Origin of the sequence: Komagataeibacter xylinus NBRC 15237 (assembly GCF_001571345.1) — a bacterium.
Lineage (GTDB): Bacteria > Pseudomonadota > Alphaproteobacteria > Acetobacterales > Acetobacteraceae > Komagataeibacter > Komagataeibacter xylinus.
Map to the genome: position 1 here is coordinate 1 of NZ_BCTP01000002.1, position 17302 is coordinate 17302.

The window sequence follows — 17302 nt, forward strand, 5'->3', positions numbered from 1 at the left end:
GAAAAAGATCAAAAGTTTTATGGCGCCGCCTTTTTGAAAAAAGCTTCACCAAAAACGTCCTTATGATTCCTGGATCTTTTCCGGGCTGACTTTTCAAACAGTCTGTCAGGATTTGCCGTTCAGCGGGCTTCGCCAAGGCAGGCGAGCATGGCGGCCTGATCCGGTCGGGCCGCCACGCGTATGTTGCGCCACGCAGGCCCTGCCGCCAGGGTATTCGCCACACCCGCTGACATGGCCACCGCCACCACATGCCCCAGCATCGCGGCCTGCGCCGCGTTCAGCGCGGCAAGAAAAGCCTGCGCCGTGCGGGTGGAATAGAACAGGATCGCCGCCACCTGCTCTGCAAGCAGTGCCTGCGCCGCCTGCGCGGGCAGACGCTGTTCGGGGCTGGCCGCATAGACACAGCGCCGCATGACGCGAAACCCCGCCGCCCGCAGCCCCTGCGCCATATCGTGCCCATAGCCACGCCCCACGGCCAGCAGCAGCAGGCCACGCGCGGGCAGGGCCGCACGCAGCAGGGCGCCCAGATCATTCGCCGTGCCAGCCGCCATGACAACATGCGTAAACCCGGCCACGCGCGCCCGCGCGCCCGTGGCGTCACCCACCACATAGCAGGGTACATCGTGCCATGCGGGGCGATTGATGGCGGCAATGGCCTGCCCGCTGGTCAGCACGATGGCATCCGGCCGGGGCGTGCCCGGGGCAAGGGAAAGCGGTTCGACATGCAGCATGGAAGCCGCAATGGGCCGCCACCCCAGCCCGGCCACCGCCGCCATGGTGGGGGCGAGGCCCGGCGGGGGGCGGGTAATGATGACCCCGTCACGCATGACGGGGGCGTCTGGCGGACTAGGCGCTCTCGGCAAAGATGTCGGCCGGGCTGTCCGCGCGCAGGCTGCGGCCAAGGTCACGGCCCAGACGGGCTGCATCAGCCGGCGCACCGCTGATCGAGCGCTTGAGCAGGAAGGAGCCGTCTTCACGCGCCACAAGCCCGGTCAGGTGCAGTTCCGGCGCGCCACCGGCCACGACCGGGATCAGCCGCGCGTAGCCGCCAATGGGGGTGCGGCACGAACCGTCAAGCTCGGCCAGCAGCGCACGCTCGGCGGTGGCCACGGCGCGGGCCTCGTAATCCTCGATGGCGGAAAGCAGTTCGCGCAGTTCCACATCGCTTTCACGCACGGTAACACCCACAATGCCCTGCCCCGCCGCCGGCACCATGATGGTGGGGTCAAGGATCACGTCGGCGCGATCTTCCATGCCCAGGCGGCGCAGGCCCGCATAGGCCAGCAGGGTGGCATCGCACTGGCGCGCGGCCAGCTTGTCGAGCCGTGTCTGCACGTTGCCACGCAGCAGGCCGAATTTCAGGTCAGGGCGCACATGCAGCATCTGCGCCTGCCGCCGCACCGAGGCACAGCCCACCAGCGCACCCTGCGGCAGCACGGCATACGGATCCGCCGGGTCAGGCTCGCCGCAACCGGGGCCGAGGATCAGCACATCACGCGCATCCTCGCGCTTGAGCGTGCAGGCCAGCACCAGCCCCGGCGGCAGCGTGGTTTCGAGATCCTTGAGGCTGTGGACGGCAAAATCGATCCGGCCATCAAGCAGCGCTTCATGGATTTCCTTGGAGAACAGACCCTTGCCGCCAATTTCAGCCAGCTTGCGGTTGAGCACCTGGTCGCCCGTGGTGCTGATCTGGTGCTCCTGAAACGCGCCCATGTCGCGCAGAACGGGGCAGAAGCGGGTCAGCACCGTAAGGAAGGCGCGTGTCTGAACCAGTGCCAGCGGGGAGGCCCGCGTTCCGACCTTCAGCGGTAGCTGCCGCCGGTGGGGTTCGGTCTGGGTGGCTTCCTTTCGCTGGCGTGCAGCTGCCTCGGCCGCGACTTTCTGTAGCGCGGACGATGGAAACGGGGCGGATGGCTTTGCGGACTCCATATCGCGTGTCTATTACCGCATCGCGATAAAGGAAAGATGACAATCGACACATCCGGATTGTAAATTACGCCATGCACGCCAGCGACCAGACCCCACCCGATCTGCCAACTCCCGTTATGGCCATTGAATCTTCGTGCGATGACACCGCCTGCGCCATTGTCGCGACAGACGGTCGGATCGTGGCAGAAACGACATTAACGCAATCCGGCCATGTGCCATTCGGCGGGGTCGTGCCCGAAATCGCGGCCCGCGCCCACCTTGCCGCCCTGCCCGCGCTGGTGCGCGACACGCTGGCCAAGGCCAATATGCAGCCCCGCGAACTCGGCGCCATTGCCGCAAGCTGTGGGCCGGGGCTGATTGGCGGGCTGATCGTGGGCGCCGACATGGGCAAGGGCATGGCCATAGCACTTGATAAGCCCTTCATTGCCGTCAACCACATCGAGGCCCATGCGCTCACCGCCCGCCTGCCCGGCGTTGCCGAAAATGGCGCGCCGTTTCCCTACCTGCTCCTTCTTGTGTCAGGCGGGCACTGCCAGTGCATTGCGGTGGAAGGCGTGGGCCACTACCGCAGGCTCGGCGGCACGATTGATGACGCGGCGGGCGAGGCGTTTGACAAGGTGGCCAAGATGCTCGGCCTTGGCTGGCCGGGTGGTCCGGCGGTGGAGGCCCTTGCGCGTGAGGGCGACCCGCGCGCGGTCGCCCTGCCCCGCCCGCTGATGGGGCGCCCGGGCTGTGACTTCTCTTTCTCCGGCCTGAAAACCGCCGTGGCGCAGAAACTGCCCACGGCAGTACGCACCGCCCTGCCCCGGCAGGAAGCCGCCAATATTGCCGCGAGCTTCCAGCAGGCGGTGAGTGACATCGTGATCGACCGCCTTGGCCATGCGCTGGACATGATGGAACGCCCCACCACCCTGGTGGTGGCGGGCGGGGTTGCGGCCAATGGCGTGCTACGCGCCAGCCTGCGCGATTTTGCGGCCCGCCACGACCTGCCCTTCGCCGCCCCTCCGCTCAGGCTGTGCACCGATAACGCGGTAATGGTGGCGTGGGCCGCGATCGAGACCATGCGCGCGCGCCGTGAAGCGGGCCTGCCCATTCCCAACGACATCGCCCTGCGTCCACGCCCGCGCTGGCCGCTCGCGGAGATGGCGCAGCGCATGACCGCGGACCCGCTTGAAACAATGCCTTAAGAAGATAAAAGTTTCTGGCGACGCTTTTTTCAAAAAGCTTCGAAAGACGCCGCCTTTTTGAAAAAAGGCGGCACCCAGAAACTTTTATCACACGCGCTCCTCTTCCCCTTGCCCGGCAACCCCGCGCGGCGCATTGCGGTTAGGCACATGACAGAAGGCCGGTTTACGGCACGCACCCGCGGAGAACGCACATCATGACCCACACCAAACGCATCGCCGTGATCGGCGCGGGGGCCTGGGGCACGGCGCTGGCCCTGCAGGCAGCCCGCGCGGGCGCACATGTCACGCTGTGGGCGCGCAATCCCGCCGCCCTCTCGGCAGGAAGGGTCATGCCGCGCCTGCCCGGCTTTGCCCTGCCCGAGACCATTACCGTAACCGACACCCTACCCCGCCAGGCCGAGCTGATGCTGCTGGCCTGCCCCATGCAGCACCTGCGCGCGGTCGCCAGCGCGCTACACCCCTGCGCGCCCGTGATCGCCTGCTGCAAGGGCATCGAGCAGGCCACCGGCCTCATGCCGCTGCAGGTGCTGGGCGAGGTGTTTCCCCATAGCGTGCTGGGCGTGCTGTCCGGCCCCAATTTCGCGCATGAAGTGGCAGCGGACCTGCCTGCCGCCGCCGTGCTGGCCAGCGCCGAGCGCGCGCAGGCCCGCAGGCTGGCCGACCTGCTCACCACCCCCGCCTTCCGCCTGTATGCCAGCGATGACCCGACCGGCGTGCAGCTTGGGGGCGCGGCCAAGAACGTGGTGGCCATTGCCGCAGGCGCCACCATGGGCGCGAAACTTGGCGAGAACGCGCGCGCGGGGCTGATCACCCGCGCCATTGCCGAACTCGCCCGCCTGTCGCACGCGCTGGGCGGCAAGGTGGAAACGCTGTCCGGCCTGGCAGGGATTGGCGACCTGCTGCTCACGTGCACGGGGGCGGCCTCGCGCAATTACCGGCTGGGGCTGGCCGTGGGGCAGGGCATGCCCGCGCATGCAGCCGCCGCGGCCCTTGAGGGCGTGGCCGAAGGCATGGCCACCGCACCCGCCCTGCACCGTCTGGCGCAGGCGCACGGGGTCAGCACGCCCGTCATCGCCACGGTGACCAGCCTGCTGGCGGGCGAGATCGACATGGCGCAGGCAGCAACCACGCTTCTGGCCCGGCCCGTGGGGCATGAATTCGCCTGACCGGAGCACGGGCTACATTGCACATCTGCAAACAGGCAGCTTGACCCCCGGCGCGCTAGCCTGCAATCGGATCATTCCGGCGCGCATACGAGACCGAGCATTCCATGACCACGATCTACGATTTTAAACTTCCCGCCCTAGATGGTTCCGAGATCGACCTCGGCACGATGCGGGGCAAGCCGATCCTGATTGCCAATACGGCCTCGAAATGCGGGTTCACCCCGCAATATGAGGGGCTGCAGGGCCTGTGGACCACATGGCGCAGCCATGACCTGATGGTGATTGGCGTGCCATCGGGTGATTTCGGCAACCAGGAACTCACAACCCCTGCCGATATCGGCACATTCTGCCAGCGCAACTACAACGTCACCTTCCCGCTTACGGTCAAAAGCCATGTGAAGGGGCAGCAGGCGATCCCGCTGTTCCGCTGGCTGGCGCGCGAGGGGGGATTCCTGTCGCTGCCACGCTGGAACTTCTACAAATACCTGATCGGGCGCGACGGCAACCTGGCCAACTGGTTCACCTGCGTCACCTCGCCCGAATCGCGCCGCGTGCGCATGGCGGTCGAACGCGCCGTGATGGATCACTGATGGGTCGCCTGATCCGCTCCGCCGCATGCTGAAAGGCTTCCTGACCGTAAGCGGCTGGACCATGATCAGCCGCATCCTCGGGCTGGTGCGCGACCAGCTTCTGGCAGCCCTGCTGGGCACGGGGGTGGCGCAGGATGCGTATCAGATCGCCTTCCGCCTGCCCAACATGTTCCGCCGCCTGTTTGGCGAGGGCGCGCTCAATGCCGCCTTCGTGCCGCTGTTTGCCTCCCTGCTTGAACGCGAGGGCAAGGACACCGCGCGGCAGTTCGCCAGCGAGACCATGAGCGTGCTGCTGTCGTGGCTTTTGCTGCTGACCGTGCTGGGCGAGATCTTCATGCCCGGCGTGCTGCGCGTGATCGCACCGGGCTTCGCGCATGGGGATGTGCGCGATTCGCTGGCCATCTCGCTCAGCCGCATCACGTTTCCCTACCTGCTCATGATCTGCGGGGCGGCACTCGTCTCGGGCGTGCTTAACGGCATGCACCAATTCGGCGTGGCGGCGGCCGCCTATGTCAGCTTCAACGTGGTGGGCATTGCCGCCATATTGCTGCTGCCGCCCCTTACCGGCGATGTAGCCCATGCCGCGGCGTGGGGCGTAAGCGCCTCGGGCGTGGTGCAGTTCGGCATCCTGCTCTATGCGGCAAGCCGGGCGGGCATGCGCCTGCGGCTGGTCATGCCGTGCCTTACGCCGCGCATCCGCACGCTGCTGGCCCGCATGGGCGTGGGGCTGGTGGGCAGCGGCATTACCCAGATCAACTTCCTGGTCGATACCATCATCGCCACGCTGCTGCCCGCGGGCAGCGTGTCGCTCATGTATTTTGCCGACCGGGTGAACCAGTTGCCGCTTGGCGTGCTCGGCGCCGCGGCGGGCACCACGCTGCTGCCCGTGCTCACCCGCCACCTTGCCGCCGATGACGAGGCAGGCGCCCATGGCGTGCAGAACCGCGCCATTTCCTACGCCCTGATCCTGACCCTGCCCGCCGCCGCTGGCCTGCTGGTGCTGGCGGCCCCGGTCATGATGGCGCTGTTCGGCCACGGGCAATTCACGGCGCATGACGCGGTACTGGCCGCGCAGTCGCTGCGGGCCTATGCACTGGGGCTGCCCGCCTTCGTGCTGGTCAAGGTGCTCTCGCCCGGCTTCTTCGCGCGCGGCGATACGCGCACGCCGGTGCTTGTGGGCATGGGCACGCTGGCGCTCAACTTCATTCTCAACATCAGCTTCATGCACTGGCTGGCCCATATCGGCCCGCCTCTGGCCAGCAGTCTTGCCGCCATGGTCAATGCGGGCGTGCTGGCCTTCATCCTGCTGCGGCGCAAGGCACTTGTGCCTGACCCTGACCTGCTGCGCCAGCTTGCGGGCATGGTGGGCTGTGCCGGGCTGATGGCGGGCGGCGTGGCCCTGCTGGGCCATACACCGCTGGGCCGGGCCATGGAGGCAGGCCCGGTCATGCGGCTTGTCGATGTGGGCGTGCTGATCGGCCTTGGCGTGAGCCTGTATCTCGTGGCCCTGCATGTGCTCGGGGTGACCGACCTGCGGCTCGCCCTTGGCGCGGTCAGACGGCGGCTGGGCCGGAAGCGGCAGGCCTGAAAGCCCCCTGAAACCAGCGGATAAAAGCTTCACCAGAAACTTTCTTGTGCTCCCTGCTGGCGAATCCCCCACCCCACCGGTAGACACCAGACATGACATTTCCATCTCCCGAAGGCGCCACACCCGCCATGGCGCAGTGGTTTGCGCTCAAAGCCGAACACCCCGACGCCCTGCTGTTCTTCAGGATGGGAGATTTCTACGAACTCTTCTTCAATGATGCCGAAGCAGCGGCCTCGGCCCTTGATATTTCGCTCACCGCGCGCGGCACGCATGCGGGCCAGCCCATCGCCATGTGCGGGGTGCCAGTGCATGCGGCGCAGGCCTATCTGGCGCGGCTGATCCGCCGGGGCTTTCGCGTGTCGGTGGCCGAGCAGACCGAGCAGCCGCGCAAGGGGCGACCGGCCTCCAAGGGGCCGCTGCGGCGCGAGGTCGTGCGCCTGATCACGCCGGGCACGCTGACGGAAGATGAACTGCTTGAAGCCGGGCGCCAGAACCTGCTGGCCTGCATCATCTGCCCCACCGGGCGCGACGCGGGCGATCCCGGCCTTGCGTGGATCGATATTTCCACCGGCCTGTTCGAGACCGCAAGCGTGCCCGCGCGCGACCTGAACGACCTGCTTGGCCGCCTCGACCCCGCCGAGATCCTGTGCGCGGAGAATGTGGAGCTGGGCGATTTCGACCCCCGTCGCACCCCCATCGTGCCCCCGCCCGGCGCTGAGGCCGCCCGCACCCGCATGGCCGAGGCCTTTGGCGTGGCCAGCCCCGATGCGTTCGGCACCTTCAGCGATACAGAGGCGCAGGCCGCAGCCGCAGCCCTGGACTACATCCGCCGCAGCCAGGCGGGCCAGTTGCCGCGCCTGTCGCACCCCCGCCCCAGCGACAGCCAGGACGTGCTCGGCCTTGACCCCGCCACCCGCGCCAGCCTCGACCTGCTGCGCACGCGTGATGGCACGACCGAGCACACCCTGTTTGCTGCCGTGGCCCGCACCGTCACCGCGGCAGGCAGCCGCATGCTGGCCGACTGGATCGCAGCGCCCCTGACCGACCCCGCCCGCATTGCCCGCAGGCAGGCCGGGTGGGTCTGGCTGCTTGACAGGGCGGGCGTGCGCGACGACCTGCGCACCCACCTGCGCACCGCCCCCGACATGGCCAGGGCACTTGGCCGCCTGTCGCTCGGGCGCGGGCAGCCGCGTGATGCCGGGGCCATCCGGCTGGCGCTGCGCGTTGCGCGTGAAATCGGTCAGATCCTGAACCAGCAGGCGGACCTGCCGCCCCTGCTGGCCATGGCCGTGGGCCACCTTGACCGCGCGCACGACCTGCAGGCCCTGCTGGAGCGCGCGCTGAGCGAAAACCCGCCCGCGCGCATGGACGAAGGCGGCACCATCGCCGCGGGCTATGATGAGGAACTCGACGCCCAGCGCGAACTGCGCGATGGCAGCAGGCGCATCATCGCGGCCCTGCAGAAGGAATATGCCGAGGAATTCGGCATCTCCAACCTCAAGATCCGCCATCATGCCCAGCTTGGCTACGTCATCGAGGTGCCTGCCGCAGCAGCAGCGCGCCTGCGCGGGCGTGAAGACCTGATCATGCGCCAGGGCACGGCCAGTTCCAGCCGGTTTGCCACCGAGCGGCTGGCCAGCCTCGACCAGCAGATTGCACAGGCCGCCGAGAACGCCGCCCTGCGCGAGCGCCACCTGTTTACGCAGGTGGTGGGTCATATTCTCGATGAAGCCACCCTGCCGGACATGGCCGCTTCCCTTGCCGTGATCGACATCATGCAGTCCTGCGCGGTGCTGGCGGGCGGCGGTGCGTGGTGCTGCCCGGCGGTGGGCGATGATACGTCCTTCATCATCCGCGCGGGCCGTCACCCCGTGGTCGAGGCAGCCCTGCCGCGCAACACCCGCTTCACCCCCAATGACTGCGACCTCGAGCCCGACCACCGCATCATGCTGCTGACGGGGCCGAACATGGCGGGCAAGTCCACCTTCCTGCGGCAGGCGGCACTCGCCGTCATCCTCGCGCAGGCGGGGTTGCCGGTGGCCGCGGCGAGCATGCGCCTCGGCGTGGTGGACCGGCTGTTCTCACGCGTAGGGGCTGCCGATGACCTCGCGCGCGGGCGCTCGACCTTCATGGTGGAAATGACCGAGACGGCGGCCATCCTCAACCAGGCCGGCCCGCGCTCCCTTGTGGTGGTGGACGAGATCGGGCGCGGCACCTCCACGCTCGACGGGCTGGCCATTGCCTGGGCCGTGCTGGAAACGCTGCATTCCACCCTGCGCTGCCGCGCCATATTCGCCACCCACTTCCATGAACTCGCCGAGCTCGCCAACACCATGCCCCGCCTCACCCCGCACACCATGAGCGTGCGGGAATGGAAGGGGCAGGTCATCTTCCAGCATGAAGTGGTGCCCGGCTCGGCGCGGCGTAGCTGGGGCGTGCATGTCGCCCGCCTTGCCGGCGTGCCCGAGCCCGTGGTGCGCCGCGCGGGCCGCCTTCTGGGCATGCTGGAGAAGGAGCGCGGCAGGCAGGCCCCGCCGCTGCCCCTGTTCGAGCAGCAGGCCGAAATGGTGGAAGACACGCCCGCGCAGGCCGCCCTGCCACCCGCCGCCCTTGATATGCTCGAAGCACTCGACCCCGACGCCCTCAGCCCGCGCACGGCGCTGGAAATGCTCTATAAACTCAAAAAACTGCTGAAACCCTGATACGGCTCTGGACCTGACCCCATCAAGGGCGGCACACTCCCGGACTCGATCATTCTCGCCACTTACAGGACGCCATCCGCCCACGATGTCGAACGCTGCCCCCCTTCCCGCCTCCTCCGTCGAGGCGATGACCGACGCCCTCCATGCCGCCCTGTTTCCCGCAGGGGAGCCGGACGGCACGCGCGCCCTGCCCCCGCGTGAGGAGGCGATCAGGCTGTTCCGCCGCCACCTGTCGCGCTACCAGGCGCATGTGCGCGAGGAATTCGAGCATCACCGCCTTGGTGGCGCTGAAGCGGGCAAGCTGCTCGCGGCCTATACCGATGGCATGATCCGCGAGCTCGGTGCCTACGCCATGGCGCAGACCGGCATCGATTCGCACCACGAGGCCCCGTTTGCCATCGCAGCCACGGGGGGCTACGGGCGCGGGCTGCTCGCCCCGTTCAGCGATATCGACCTTTTGTTCCTGACCCCCGATGCGCAGGGCGAGGACATGCGCGCCTGCGTGGAATACATCCTGTATTTCCTGTGGGATCTGGGGCTGAAGGTGGGCCACGCCACCCGCACCATCAACGAGTGTATTGCCGAGGCGGAAGCCGACACCACGGTGCGCACCACCCTGCTTGATGCGCGGATCCTGACCGGCAGCGAATCGCTGTTCTCCATGTTCCAGGCCCGCTACATCGTGGCCTGCGTCAAATCCGGCGCCGACCGCTTCATTACCGACAAGCGTAAGGAGCGCGCCGCCCGCCACCAGCGCTTTGGCGACAGCCCCTACCTGGTCGAACCCAACGTGAAGGAAGGCCGCGGCGGCCTGCGCGACCTCCAGACACTGTACTGGATGTGCCGCTACACCTTTGGCACGCGGCATGTGTCCGACCTGCTGGCGCCCGGATTCAGCGAGCTTGGCCTGCTGACCGAGCCCGAAGCCAAGCGCGCGCGCCGCGCGTGGGACTTCCTGTGGCGGGTGCGCTTTCACCTGCATTACGTCTCGGGCCGGGCGGAAGAACGCCTGACATTCGACGTGCAGCCCGTGGTGGGCGGGCGCATGGGCTATACCCGCCACGGGCGGCAGGTGGGGGTGGAGCGCTTCATGCGCCACTACTTCCTGACCGTGCGCGAGGTCATGCGCCTGACCCTGGTGCTCGAGCCCGCCGTGCTGCGCCAGGCGCTCGGCCCGGTGGCCAACGCGCCCGAGGCCGACAGCCAGATGCGCGATGCGGGCTTTACCGTGATTGACGGCCGCATCCTGCCCCAGCGCGGCACGTCGTTCGAGAATGAACCCATCCAGATGATGCGGCTGCTGGACTGGGCCAACAAGCGCAAGCTGCCGATCCACCCCATGGCCATGCACCAGCTCATCCGCTGGGAGCGCAAGGCCGCCAGCCTGCGCGGCGACCCCGAGACCGCGCGCATCTTCCTTGACCTGATGTGTGGCGCGCCCCCCGAGCGCCCGCAGCGCGCGGCACGTGCGGAAGAGGAAAAGCCCGAGGCCATTCCCAGCTTCCACCTGATGGATGAGGGGCGGCGCAAGGGGAATGCCTACTGGCTGCACATCCTCAACGAGACCGGGCTGATGGGCCGCCTGCTGCCCGACTGGTCGCGCGTGGTGGGGCAGATGCAGTTCGACACCTACCATGTGTTCACGGTTGACGAGCACATCATCGACGCGCTGCGCATCCTTGGCCGGGTCGAGCATGGCCACATGGCCGATGAAATTCCCATCGCCTACGACCTGGCGCGCAACCTGCATTCACGCCGGGCGCTGTACGTGGCGGTCATGCTGCATGACATCGCCAAGGGGCGCGGGGGCGACCATTCGGAAATCGGGTCGCAGATCGCGCTGTATGTCTGCCCCGAACTGGGCATGGACAGCGAGGAGACGGAAACCGTGTCATGGCTGGTGCTGCACCACCTGCTGCTCAGCCACACCGCCTTCCAGCGCGATATCGACGACCCCAAGACCATCCTTGACCTTGCCGACATCATCCAGTCCCCCGAGCGGCTGCGGCTGCTGCTTTTGCTGACCATCGTGGACATGCGTGCGGTCGGCCCGCGCGTGTGGAACGCGTGGAAGGCAACGCTGCTCAACGAGCTTTACATGCGCGTGGCCGAAGTGCTCGAAGGCAGCCTTGCCACCACCGAGCGCGACGTGCGCGTGGAGCGCGCCAAGGCCGCCACCGCCGCGTGGCTGGTGGAAGACGGCATGAACGAGGCCGAGGTGCAGCACTTCATGAGGCTGGGCTATGGCAGCTACTGGCTGTCCTTCGATCATGACACCCATGCCCGCCATGCCCTGCTCATTGGCGAATCCGAGCGCCTGCACTCCCCCCTTACGGTCGAGACCCAGCCCCTGCCCGCGCGCGGCGTGACCGAGGTGACCATCTACGCCGCCGACCATCCGGGCCTGTTCTCGCGCATTGCGGGTGCGGTGGCCATTGCAGGCGCCTCGATCGTGGATGCGCGCATTCACACCATGACCAACGGCATGGCGCTCGACACGCTGTGGATTCAGGACGCAGGCGGCGCCGCCTTTGAAGAACCGCAGCAGCTTGCCCGCCTGTCGCTGCTGATCGAGCAGGCGATGACCGGGCAGATCAACATCAACCGCGAGATTGCGCAGTGTGGGCGCAGGGTATCGGGGCGGCGCATGCGCGCGATCCATGTGCCGCCGCGCGTGGTGATCGACAATCGCGCCTCAAACACCTGCACGGTGGTCGAGATCAACGGGCGCGACCGCCCCGGCCTGCTGCATGATGTCACGGCGGCGCTGAGCGAGCAGAAACTCCAGATCGCCTCCGCCCACATCACCACCTATGGCGTGCGGGCGGTGGACGTGTTTTACGTCAAGGACCTGTTCGGGCTGAAAATTACCGACAAGGGCCGCCTCGACGCCCTGCGCACAGCCCTGCTGTCGGGCCTGCAGGAGGCTGAAGCCGCGGCCCAGCGCCGTTCATCCGAGCTCGAATCCATCACCATCTAGCGCGGATCCAGTTTGCATGGACACATTCAAACTGGTGAAGATGCTCAATAAACAATGAGTTGGAGCAATTCCACCGAGCCAGAGTTCAATGGAATTGCTCTAGCCGCCTTTGCCGCCTGACCCAGCCCTGCAGGGCGGTCACGATGCCAGCGATCACGGGTTGCCATGCCCGGCCGGGCGGTTGCAGGGCAGGCTGGCGCAGCACGCGCACGCTGTCATACCACCGGCTGGCCGGAGCCGGGCCGCTCGCACCGGGCACACAGACCGGCGGGCAGATACCCTCCGCCTGATCCGCATCGAATGCTTCTGCCCACCGCCAGTCCCCGCCAAAACGGCTGAGCAGCCAGACCGGGCAGCCCATGGCCCCTGCCAGATGGGCGGCCAGCGTATCGACGCTGATCACCAGATCCAGCGTGGCAATCAGGCGGGATGTTTCAAGCAGGTCCGCATCCTCTGCCAGCTCATGGCGCATGAAAGCCGGGTCCAGCGCCAGGTTGCGGTCAGGGCGCAGCGCAATGAACGTAACCCCCTCAACCTGCGCCAGCGCGGCCAGTGCTTTGGCCGCGATCGAGCGCCGTGCATCAAAACGATAGGCGGCATTGCCCGCATGGCACAGCCCGACCCGCAACGGACCGGCATGCCGGTCTGGCCGCCACGCATCCCGCCCCAGATAGGGCCGGAACGGCGCCACCGCATGCACGCCCAGAAGCATGGGCAGGCTGAACAGGTCACACTGGCAGGCTACGCCCTGATAATCATTTTTATCAGGGGTGATAATTTCAATATCATGCAACGCCCTTTCACCCGCCGCCTGCCCCAGCGTTGCCGCCAGCCGGTGCAGGGCGGGCGGCACCTCCAGCACGACCGGCGCGCGCCTTGCCGCCAGCAGCACATAGCGCAGGAAATGCACCGCATCGCCCAGCCCCTGCCCCATCGTGACCAGCAGCCTGCGCCCTGAAGGCAGCACCTGCCCCTGCCAGCGCGGCAGGCGGTGCGCGGCAGGGTGCGGCGGCATGAAGCCGAGGCGGGATTCCCACAGCGCCCAGCCCTGCGCCAGATCGCCTTCGGCCAACCGTGTCACGCCAAGGTTGAACCGCACGCGGGCCAGCGTTGCCGCATCGGGCGCGGGGCTTGGGGCCAGCAGGCTTTCATAGGCCGCGCGGGCCTGATCGTGCTGGCCGGACTCAAACAGGGCGGTGGCATGGTTGAGGGCAATGCGGGCATCGCCCGGCTGTGCGCGGCGGGCATTGGCCAGCATGGCCTGCGCCTGCGCCATGTCGCCCAGCGCCATCAGGGTCAGGCCCAGATTGTTTGCGGTTTCAGGCGCAGGATCATGCCGCAGGGCCGCGCGTAGCATGGTCGCGGCAGGGCGCAGGCGGCCCGTGGCAAAGAGCAATGCGCCAAGGGTGGCGCGCGCCTGCCCGTCGGCTCCGTCATGGGCCAGCCGGTGGCGCAGCACGGTTTCGGCCTCGGCCCTGTGGTCGTGGGCGAGCAGCATGCTCACCAGTTCATGCACCGCTACGCCATCATGAGGCGCATTGCCCACTACATGGCGCATCTGCGCCAGGGCCGCCGCCCCCCGCCCGCGCCGCCACCAGAAACGCGCCTGCGCCACCCGCGCGGCCACGCCGCTCAACGTGACCGCGCGGGCATGGGCCGCCTCCGCCGCCGCCATATCGCCCGTGCGTTCCATGATCTCGGCCAGCGCCAGCATGATCGCGCCATCATCGGGGCGGTAAAGGCAGGCGGCCCGGATCGCGGCCCGTGCGGCATCACCGTGCCCGCAGGCCAGTAGCGCGTGGGCCAGCACCTCATGATAATGCGCCAGATGGGGATGACCCGGCGGCGCGACCAACCGTGCCCGCCCGGCAAGGCTTATGGCACGATCCGCCCGGCCAAGCGCCAGCGCAATACAGGCAAGGCCATGCAGGGCGTCAGGATCATCAGGCCAGAAACCCCGCATGGTGGCAAAACAGGCGCGGGCCCCCGCCATGTCGCCCGCCCGCAGCGCCACCTGCCCCCGTGCCAGCAGGCCATTGCGCCCCGTCATCGCGTTCATGGCATGTGCTTTCCCTTGATTGCTGGCAGGACTGGTTTGCATACAGGGCGGGCGGTTAAGGAATGGTTTGCAGGCGACACCCGCACACCGGGCGGCGTTTTCCGAAGCTTTTTGAAAAAAGCTTCACCAAAAACTTTCTTATGTCTTACAGACTGGTGGGCATGATTTTTACGCAGGAGTGCGCATGAACATCCCGTCCCGCCCCACCGGCCAGCAGGCCTATGACATCCTGCGCCAGCGTTTTGCCCGCATGGGGCAGATCCGCAACGCGCTCGGCATTCTGGGGTGGGACAAGGACACCATCATGCCCGCAGGCGCTGCCGACAGCCGCGCCGAGAGCATCGCCACGCTTGCCGTGCTCTCGCACGAACTCATGACCGCGCCCGACATGCCCGACCTGCTCGCCCGCGCCGAACCCGGCACGGACGCCATGGCCACGGCCAACCTCGTCGAGATGCGCCGCCAGCACGCCCATGCCGCCGCCGTGCCGGGTGACCTGGTGGAGGCGACATCCCGCGCGGCCTCGCGTTGCGAGATGGCCTGGCGCACCGCGCGGCAGGACAGCGATTTCGCCAGGCTTCTGCCCCACCTGCAAACCGTGCTGGACTGCACCCGCGCCGTCGCTGCCGCCAAGGCCGGGGCCCTCAACCTCTCGCCCTACGACGCGCTGCTTGACCAGTATGATGCAGGCACAAGGCAGGCGGATATCGACCCTGTTTTTGCCGAACTGGCCAGCGAACTGCCCCACCTGATCGCCACCGCGCTGGACCACCAGAAAAGCCTGCCAGCCCCCATTGCCCCCACCGGCCCGTTCGCCGTGCCCGCGCAGGAGAAACTGGGCCGCGAGACCATGGCCGCCCTTGGCTTTGACATGCAGCGCGGGCGGCTTGATGTCAGCCTGCATCCCTTCTGTGGCGGGGCGGAAGATGACGTGCGCATCACCACCCGTTACGAGACTGATGACTGCATCAACGCGCTGATGGGCATCGTGCACGAAACCGGCCACGCATTGTATGAGCAGGGCCTGCCCAAAGACTGGCGCGCCCAGCCCGTGGGCGAGGCACGCGGCATGAGCCTGCATGAAAGTCAGTCCCTGCTGATGGAAATGCAGGTGGCGCGCAGCCGTCCCTTCATGGAGTGGATGGCCCCGCGCCTGCGCGCCGCTTTTGGCGGCAACAGTAATGATGCGCCGTGGGGGGCTGACAACCTGCACCGCCTTGTCACCCGCGTGCGGCCCGGCTTCATCCGCGTGGATGCTGATGAGGTCACCTATCCCGCCCATATCCTCGTGCGTTACGAGATGGAAACCGCGCTGATCGCGGGCACAATGAAGCTGGCCGACCTGCCCGATGCCTTCAATGCCCGCATCCATGACCTGCTGGGCCTGAAAGTGCCCAATGACCGTCTGGGCTGCCTGCAGGATATTCACTGGCCGTCCGGCTCGTGGGGGTATTTCCCCACCTATACGCTGGGCGCGATCATTGCAGCGCAGTTGCGCGAGGCCGCCATGCGCGACAACCCCGCCATCATGCCCGCCATCGCGAAAGGCGACTTCACGCCCCTGCTCGACTGGCTGCGCCCGCGCATCCATGCCCGTGGCAGCGGGGCGAGCACAAAGGAGATCGTGCGCGACGCCACCGGGGCCGTGCCCAATACCGGGCCGTATCTGCGCCATCTGCGGCAGCGTTACTGCGCGCAGGTTTGACCCCTTTGAATTCATAAAAGGCTTCAGGTGCCGCCTTTTTTCAAAAAGGCGGCGTCTTGCGACGCTTTTTGAAAAAAGCTTCGCCAAAAACTCTATCCGGTTTTCCCGGCACGCATCAGGTCAGGGCGGGCATGCCGCATCATGCCCTTGCCATTCGCCCCCGTTCGTGACGAGATAAGGCGCGATGCACGCCATGATCCCTACAGCCTTCCGCCGCCTGCGCCCTGCGGGCCTTCTCCTTGCCTGCGGCGCCAGCCTGCTGGCCATGCTGCCTGCCGCCCATGCCGCCAAGCCCGCGCCGCCGCTCAACCCGCCCGCGGCACTTGAGGAGGTCGCATCCTCCTCCACCAGCGCATGGGACCGCGTGGTGGTGCTGCCCGATGGCAGGCTGCTCGTTGAACTGCCGCGCTGGGCGGGCAATAGCGGGCCGGGGCTTGCCGTGCTTGATGCCAGCGGCAACCCCCAGCCCTACCCCGACGCCACATGGAACGACCCCGCCGCCCCTGCTTCCTCGCGCTTTGTGGCACCGGCTGACATGCAGCTCCAGCCCGATGGCACGCTGTGGGTGCTTGATAGCGGCCAGCCCGACCCTGCGGGCAGGCCGCTCGAGGGCGGCCCCAAGATCGTGAAGCTCGATACAAAGGGCCAGCGCGTGCTCCAGACCTGGCCGCTCAACCCCGACATGCTGCGCGCTGGCAGCTACGCCGCCACCATGCGCGTGGCGCGTGGCCATGCCTTTGTGGGCGATGGCGGGGTTCCGGCCATGATCGTGGTCCAGCTCGACACCAACATCCAGCGCCGCCTGATGGAGCACACGCCCGCACTCACCGCCCACCAGCCCATCACGGTGGAGGGCAAGGTGGCGACCAACCCGGCAGGCCATACCGCCATTGTCAATATCAGCCAGATGGATGTCAGCGCCGATGGGCAGTGGCTGTATTTCGAGCCGCTCTGTGGCCCGGTCTACAAGCTCGATACCGACCTGCTCGTGGACCCCGACGTCACCCCCATCGAACTCGAGGAAGGCCCGACACTGTGGTACAAAACGCCCCCGCTCGGTGGCATTACCGTGGGGCCGGATGGCACGCTGTATTTCAATGACGTGTCCACCGGCAGCATCTTCCGCCTGATGCCCGACCGCGTGTACCAGAAAATCGTGACCGACCCGCGCCTGCACTGGCCCGCGGGCTCGTTTGCCACGAAGGACGGCCAGCTTTACGTTCCCGCCGCCCAGCTTGACCGGACGGCCCCGCTCAATGGCGGCACCAATGCCATACAGTGGCCGGTGCATATCTACCGCATCAATATCGGCAACCTGCCCCCGCCTAAATTCTGACACACCGCCAGCGGAATCGCGCAAGCCGGTCCCGCGCCCCCTTCGCGCGGGGGGCGGTTG

The 17302-nt window shown here is 67.3% G+C and carries 11 protein-coding genes; 8 read left to right on the forward strand and 3 right to left on the reverse strand.

The window, feature by feature from the left end; genetic code table 11:
• Nucleotides 1–119: 119 nt before the first annotated feature.
• Nucleotides 120–827 (reverse strand): uroporphyrinogen-III synthase, encoded by a 708-nt coding sequence (locus GXY01S_RS00885; RefSeq protein ID WP_061271513.1) that lies wholly within the window; start codon nucleotides 825–827, stop codon nucleotides 120–122.
• A gap of 19 nt (nucleotides 828–846) precedes the next feature.
• Nucleotides 847–1929, reverse strand: a complete 1083-nt coding sequence (gene hemC, locus GXY01S_RS00890; protein ID WP_061271514.1) for a hydroxymethylbilane synthase — start codon at nucleotides 1927–1929, stop codon at nucleotides 847–849.
• Between the two features lie 71 nt (nucleotides 1930–2000).
• On the opposite strand from hemC, the gene tsaD reads away from it, so the two are divergent.
• From tsaD to GXY01S_RS00920, 6 genes are all read left to right on the forward strand, one after another.
• Nucleotides 2001–3116, forward strand: coding sequence for a tRNA (adenosine(37)-N6)-threonylcarbamoyltransferase complex transferase subunit TsaD (gene tsaD / locus GXY01S_RS00895; protein ID WP_061271515.1), 1116 nt, complete (start codon nucleotides 2001–2003; stop codon nucleotides 3114–3116).
• Nucleotides 3117–3310: 194 nt separating this feature from the next.
• On the forward strand, nucleotides 3311–4282 hold the full coding sequence (locus GXY01S_RS00900) for an NAD(P)H-dependent glycerol-3-phosphate dehydrogenase (RefSeq protein WP_061271516.1): 972 nt from the start codon (nucleotides 3311–3313) through the stop codon (nucleotides 4280–4282).
• A gap of 104 nt (nucleotides 4283–4386) precedes the next feature.
• Nucleotides 4387–4872, forward strand: coding sequence for a glutathione peroxidase (locus tag GXY01S_RS00905; RefSeq protein WP_061271517.1), 486 nt, complete (start codon nucleotides 4387–4389; stop codon nucleotides 4870–4872).
• Nucleotides 4873–4897: 25 nt separating this feature from the next.
• Nucleotides 4898–6460, forward strand: a complete 1563-nt coding sequence (gene murJ, locus GXY01S_RS00910) for a murein biosynthesis integral membrane protein MurJ (protein ID WP_061271518.1) — start codon at nucleotides 4898–4900, stop codon at nucleotides 6458–6460.
• Nucleotides 6461–6552: 92 nt separating this feature from the next.
• Nucleotides 6553–9162: a DNA mismatch repair protein MutS gene (gene mutS / locus GXY01S_RS00915; RefSeq protein WP_061271519.1), complete on the forward strand. Its 2610-nt coding sequence runs from the start codon at nucleotides 6553–6555 to the stop codon at nucleotides 9160–9162.
• Between the two features lie 85 nt (nucleotides 9163–9247).
• Entirely contained in the window at nucleotides 9248–12142 is a 2895-nt protein-coding gene (locus tag GXY01S_RS00920; protein WP_061271520.1) for a [protein-PII] uridylyltransferase, read from the forward strand.
• Between the two features lie 85 nt (nucleotides 12143–12227).
• On the opposite strand, the gene GXY01S_RS00925 is transcribed toward GXY01S_RS00920, so the two are convergent.
• A complete protein-coding gene (locus GXY01S_RS00925) occupies nucleotides 12228–14201 on the reverse strand; it encodes a tetratricopeptide repeat protein (RefSeq protein WP_061271521.1) in 1974 nt (657 codons plus the stop codon).
• Between the two features lie 184 nt (nucleotides 14202–14385).
• On the opposite strand from GXY01S_RS00925, the gene GXY01S_RS00930 reads away from it, so the two are divergent.
• Complete coding sequence (locus tag GXY01S_RS00930) at nucleotides 14386–15906, forward strand: carboxypeptidase M32 (RefSeq protein WP_061271522.1); 1521 nt, start codon at nucleotides 14386–14388, stop codon at nucleotides 15904–15906.
• A 193-nt stretch (nucleotides 15907–16099) separates the two neighbouring features.
• Nucleotides 16100–17242 (forward strand): major royal jelly family protein, encoded by a 1143-nt coding sequence (locus GXY01S_RS00935; protein WP_242501233.1) that lies wholly within the window; start codon nucleotides 16100–16102, stop codon nucleotides 17240–17242.
• Nucleotides 17243–17302 lie beyond the last annotated feature (60 nt).

Coding starts and splice junctions, on each gene's coding strand:
- GXY01S_RS00885 (WP_061271513.1), bottom strand. CDS start 827: ATGCGTGACGGGGTCATCATTACCCGCCCCCCGCCGGGCCTCGCCCCC.
- hemC (WP_061271514.1), bottom strand. CDS start 1,929: ATGGAGTCCGCAAAGCCATCCGCCCCGTTTCCATCGTCCGCGCTACAG.
- tsaD (WP_061271515.1), top strand. CDS start 2,001: ATGCACGCCAGCGACCAGACCCCACCCGATCTGCCAACTCCCGTTATG.
- GXY01S_RS00900 (WP_061271516.1), top strand. CDS start 3,311: ATGACCCACACCAAACGCATCGCCGTGATCGGCGCGGGGGCCTGGGGC.
- GXY01S_RS00905 (WP_061271517.1), top strand. CDS start 4,387: ATGACCACGATCTACGATTTTAAACTTCCCGCCCTAGATGGTTCCGAG.
- murJ (WP_061271518.1), top strand. CDS start 4,898: ATGCTGAAAGGCTTCCTGACCGTAAGCGGCTGGACCATGATCAGCCGC.
- mutS (WP_061271519.1), top strand. CDS start 6,553: ATGACATTTCCATCTCCCGAAGGCGCCACACCCGCCATGGCGCAGTGG.
- GXY01S_RS00920 (WP_061271520.1), top strand. CDS start 9,248: ATGTCGAACGCTGCCCCCCTTCCCGCCTCCTCCGTCGAGGCGATGACC.
- GXY01S_RS00925 (WP_061271521.1), bottom strand. CDS start 14,201: ATGAACGCGATGACGGGGCGCAATGGCCTGCTGGCACGGGGGCAGGTG.
- GXY01S_RS00930 (WP_061271522.1), top strand. CDS start 14,386: ATGAACATCCCGTCCCGCCCCACCGGCCAGCAGGCCTATGACATCCTG.
- GXY01S_RS00935 (WP_242501233.1), top strand. CDS start 16,100: ATGATCCCTACAGCCTTCCGCCGCCTGCGCCCTGCGGGCCTTCTCCTT.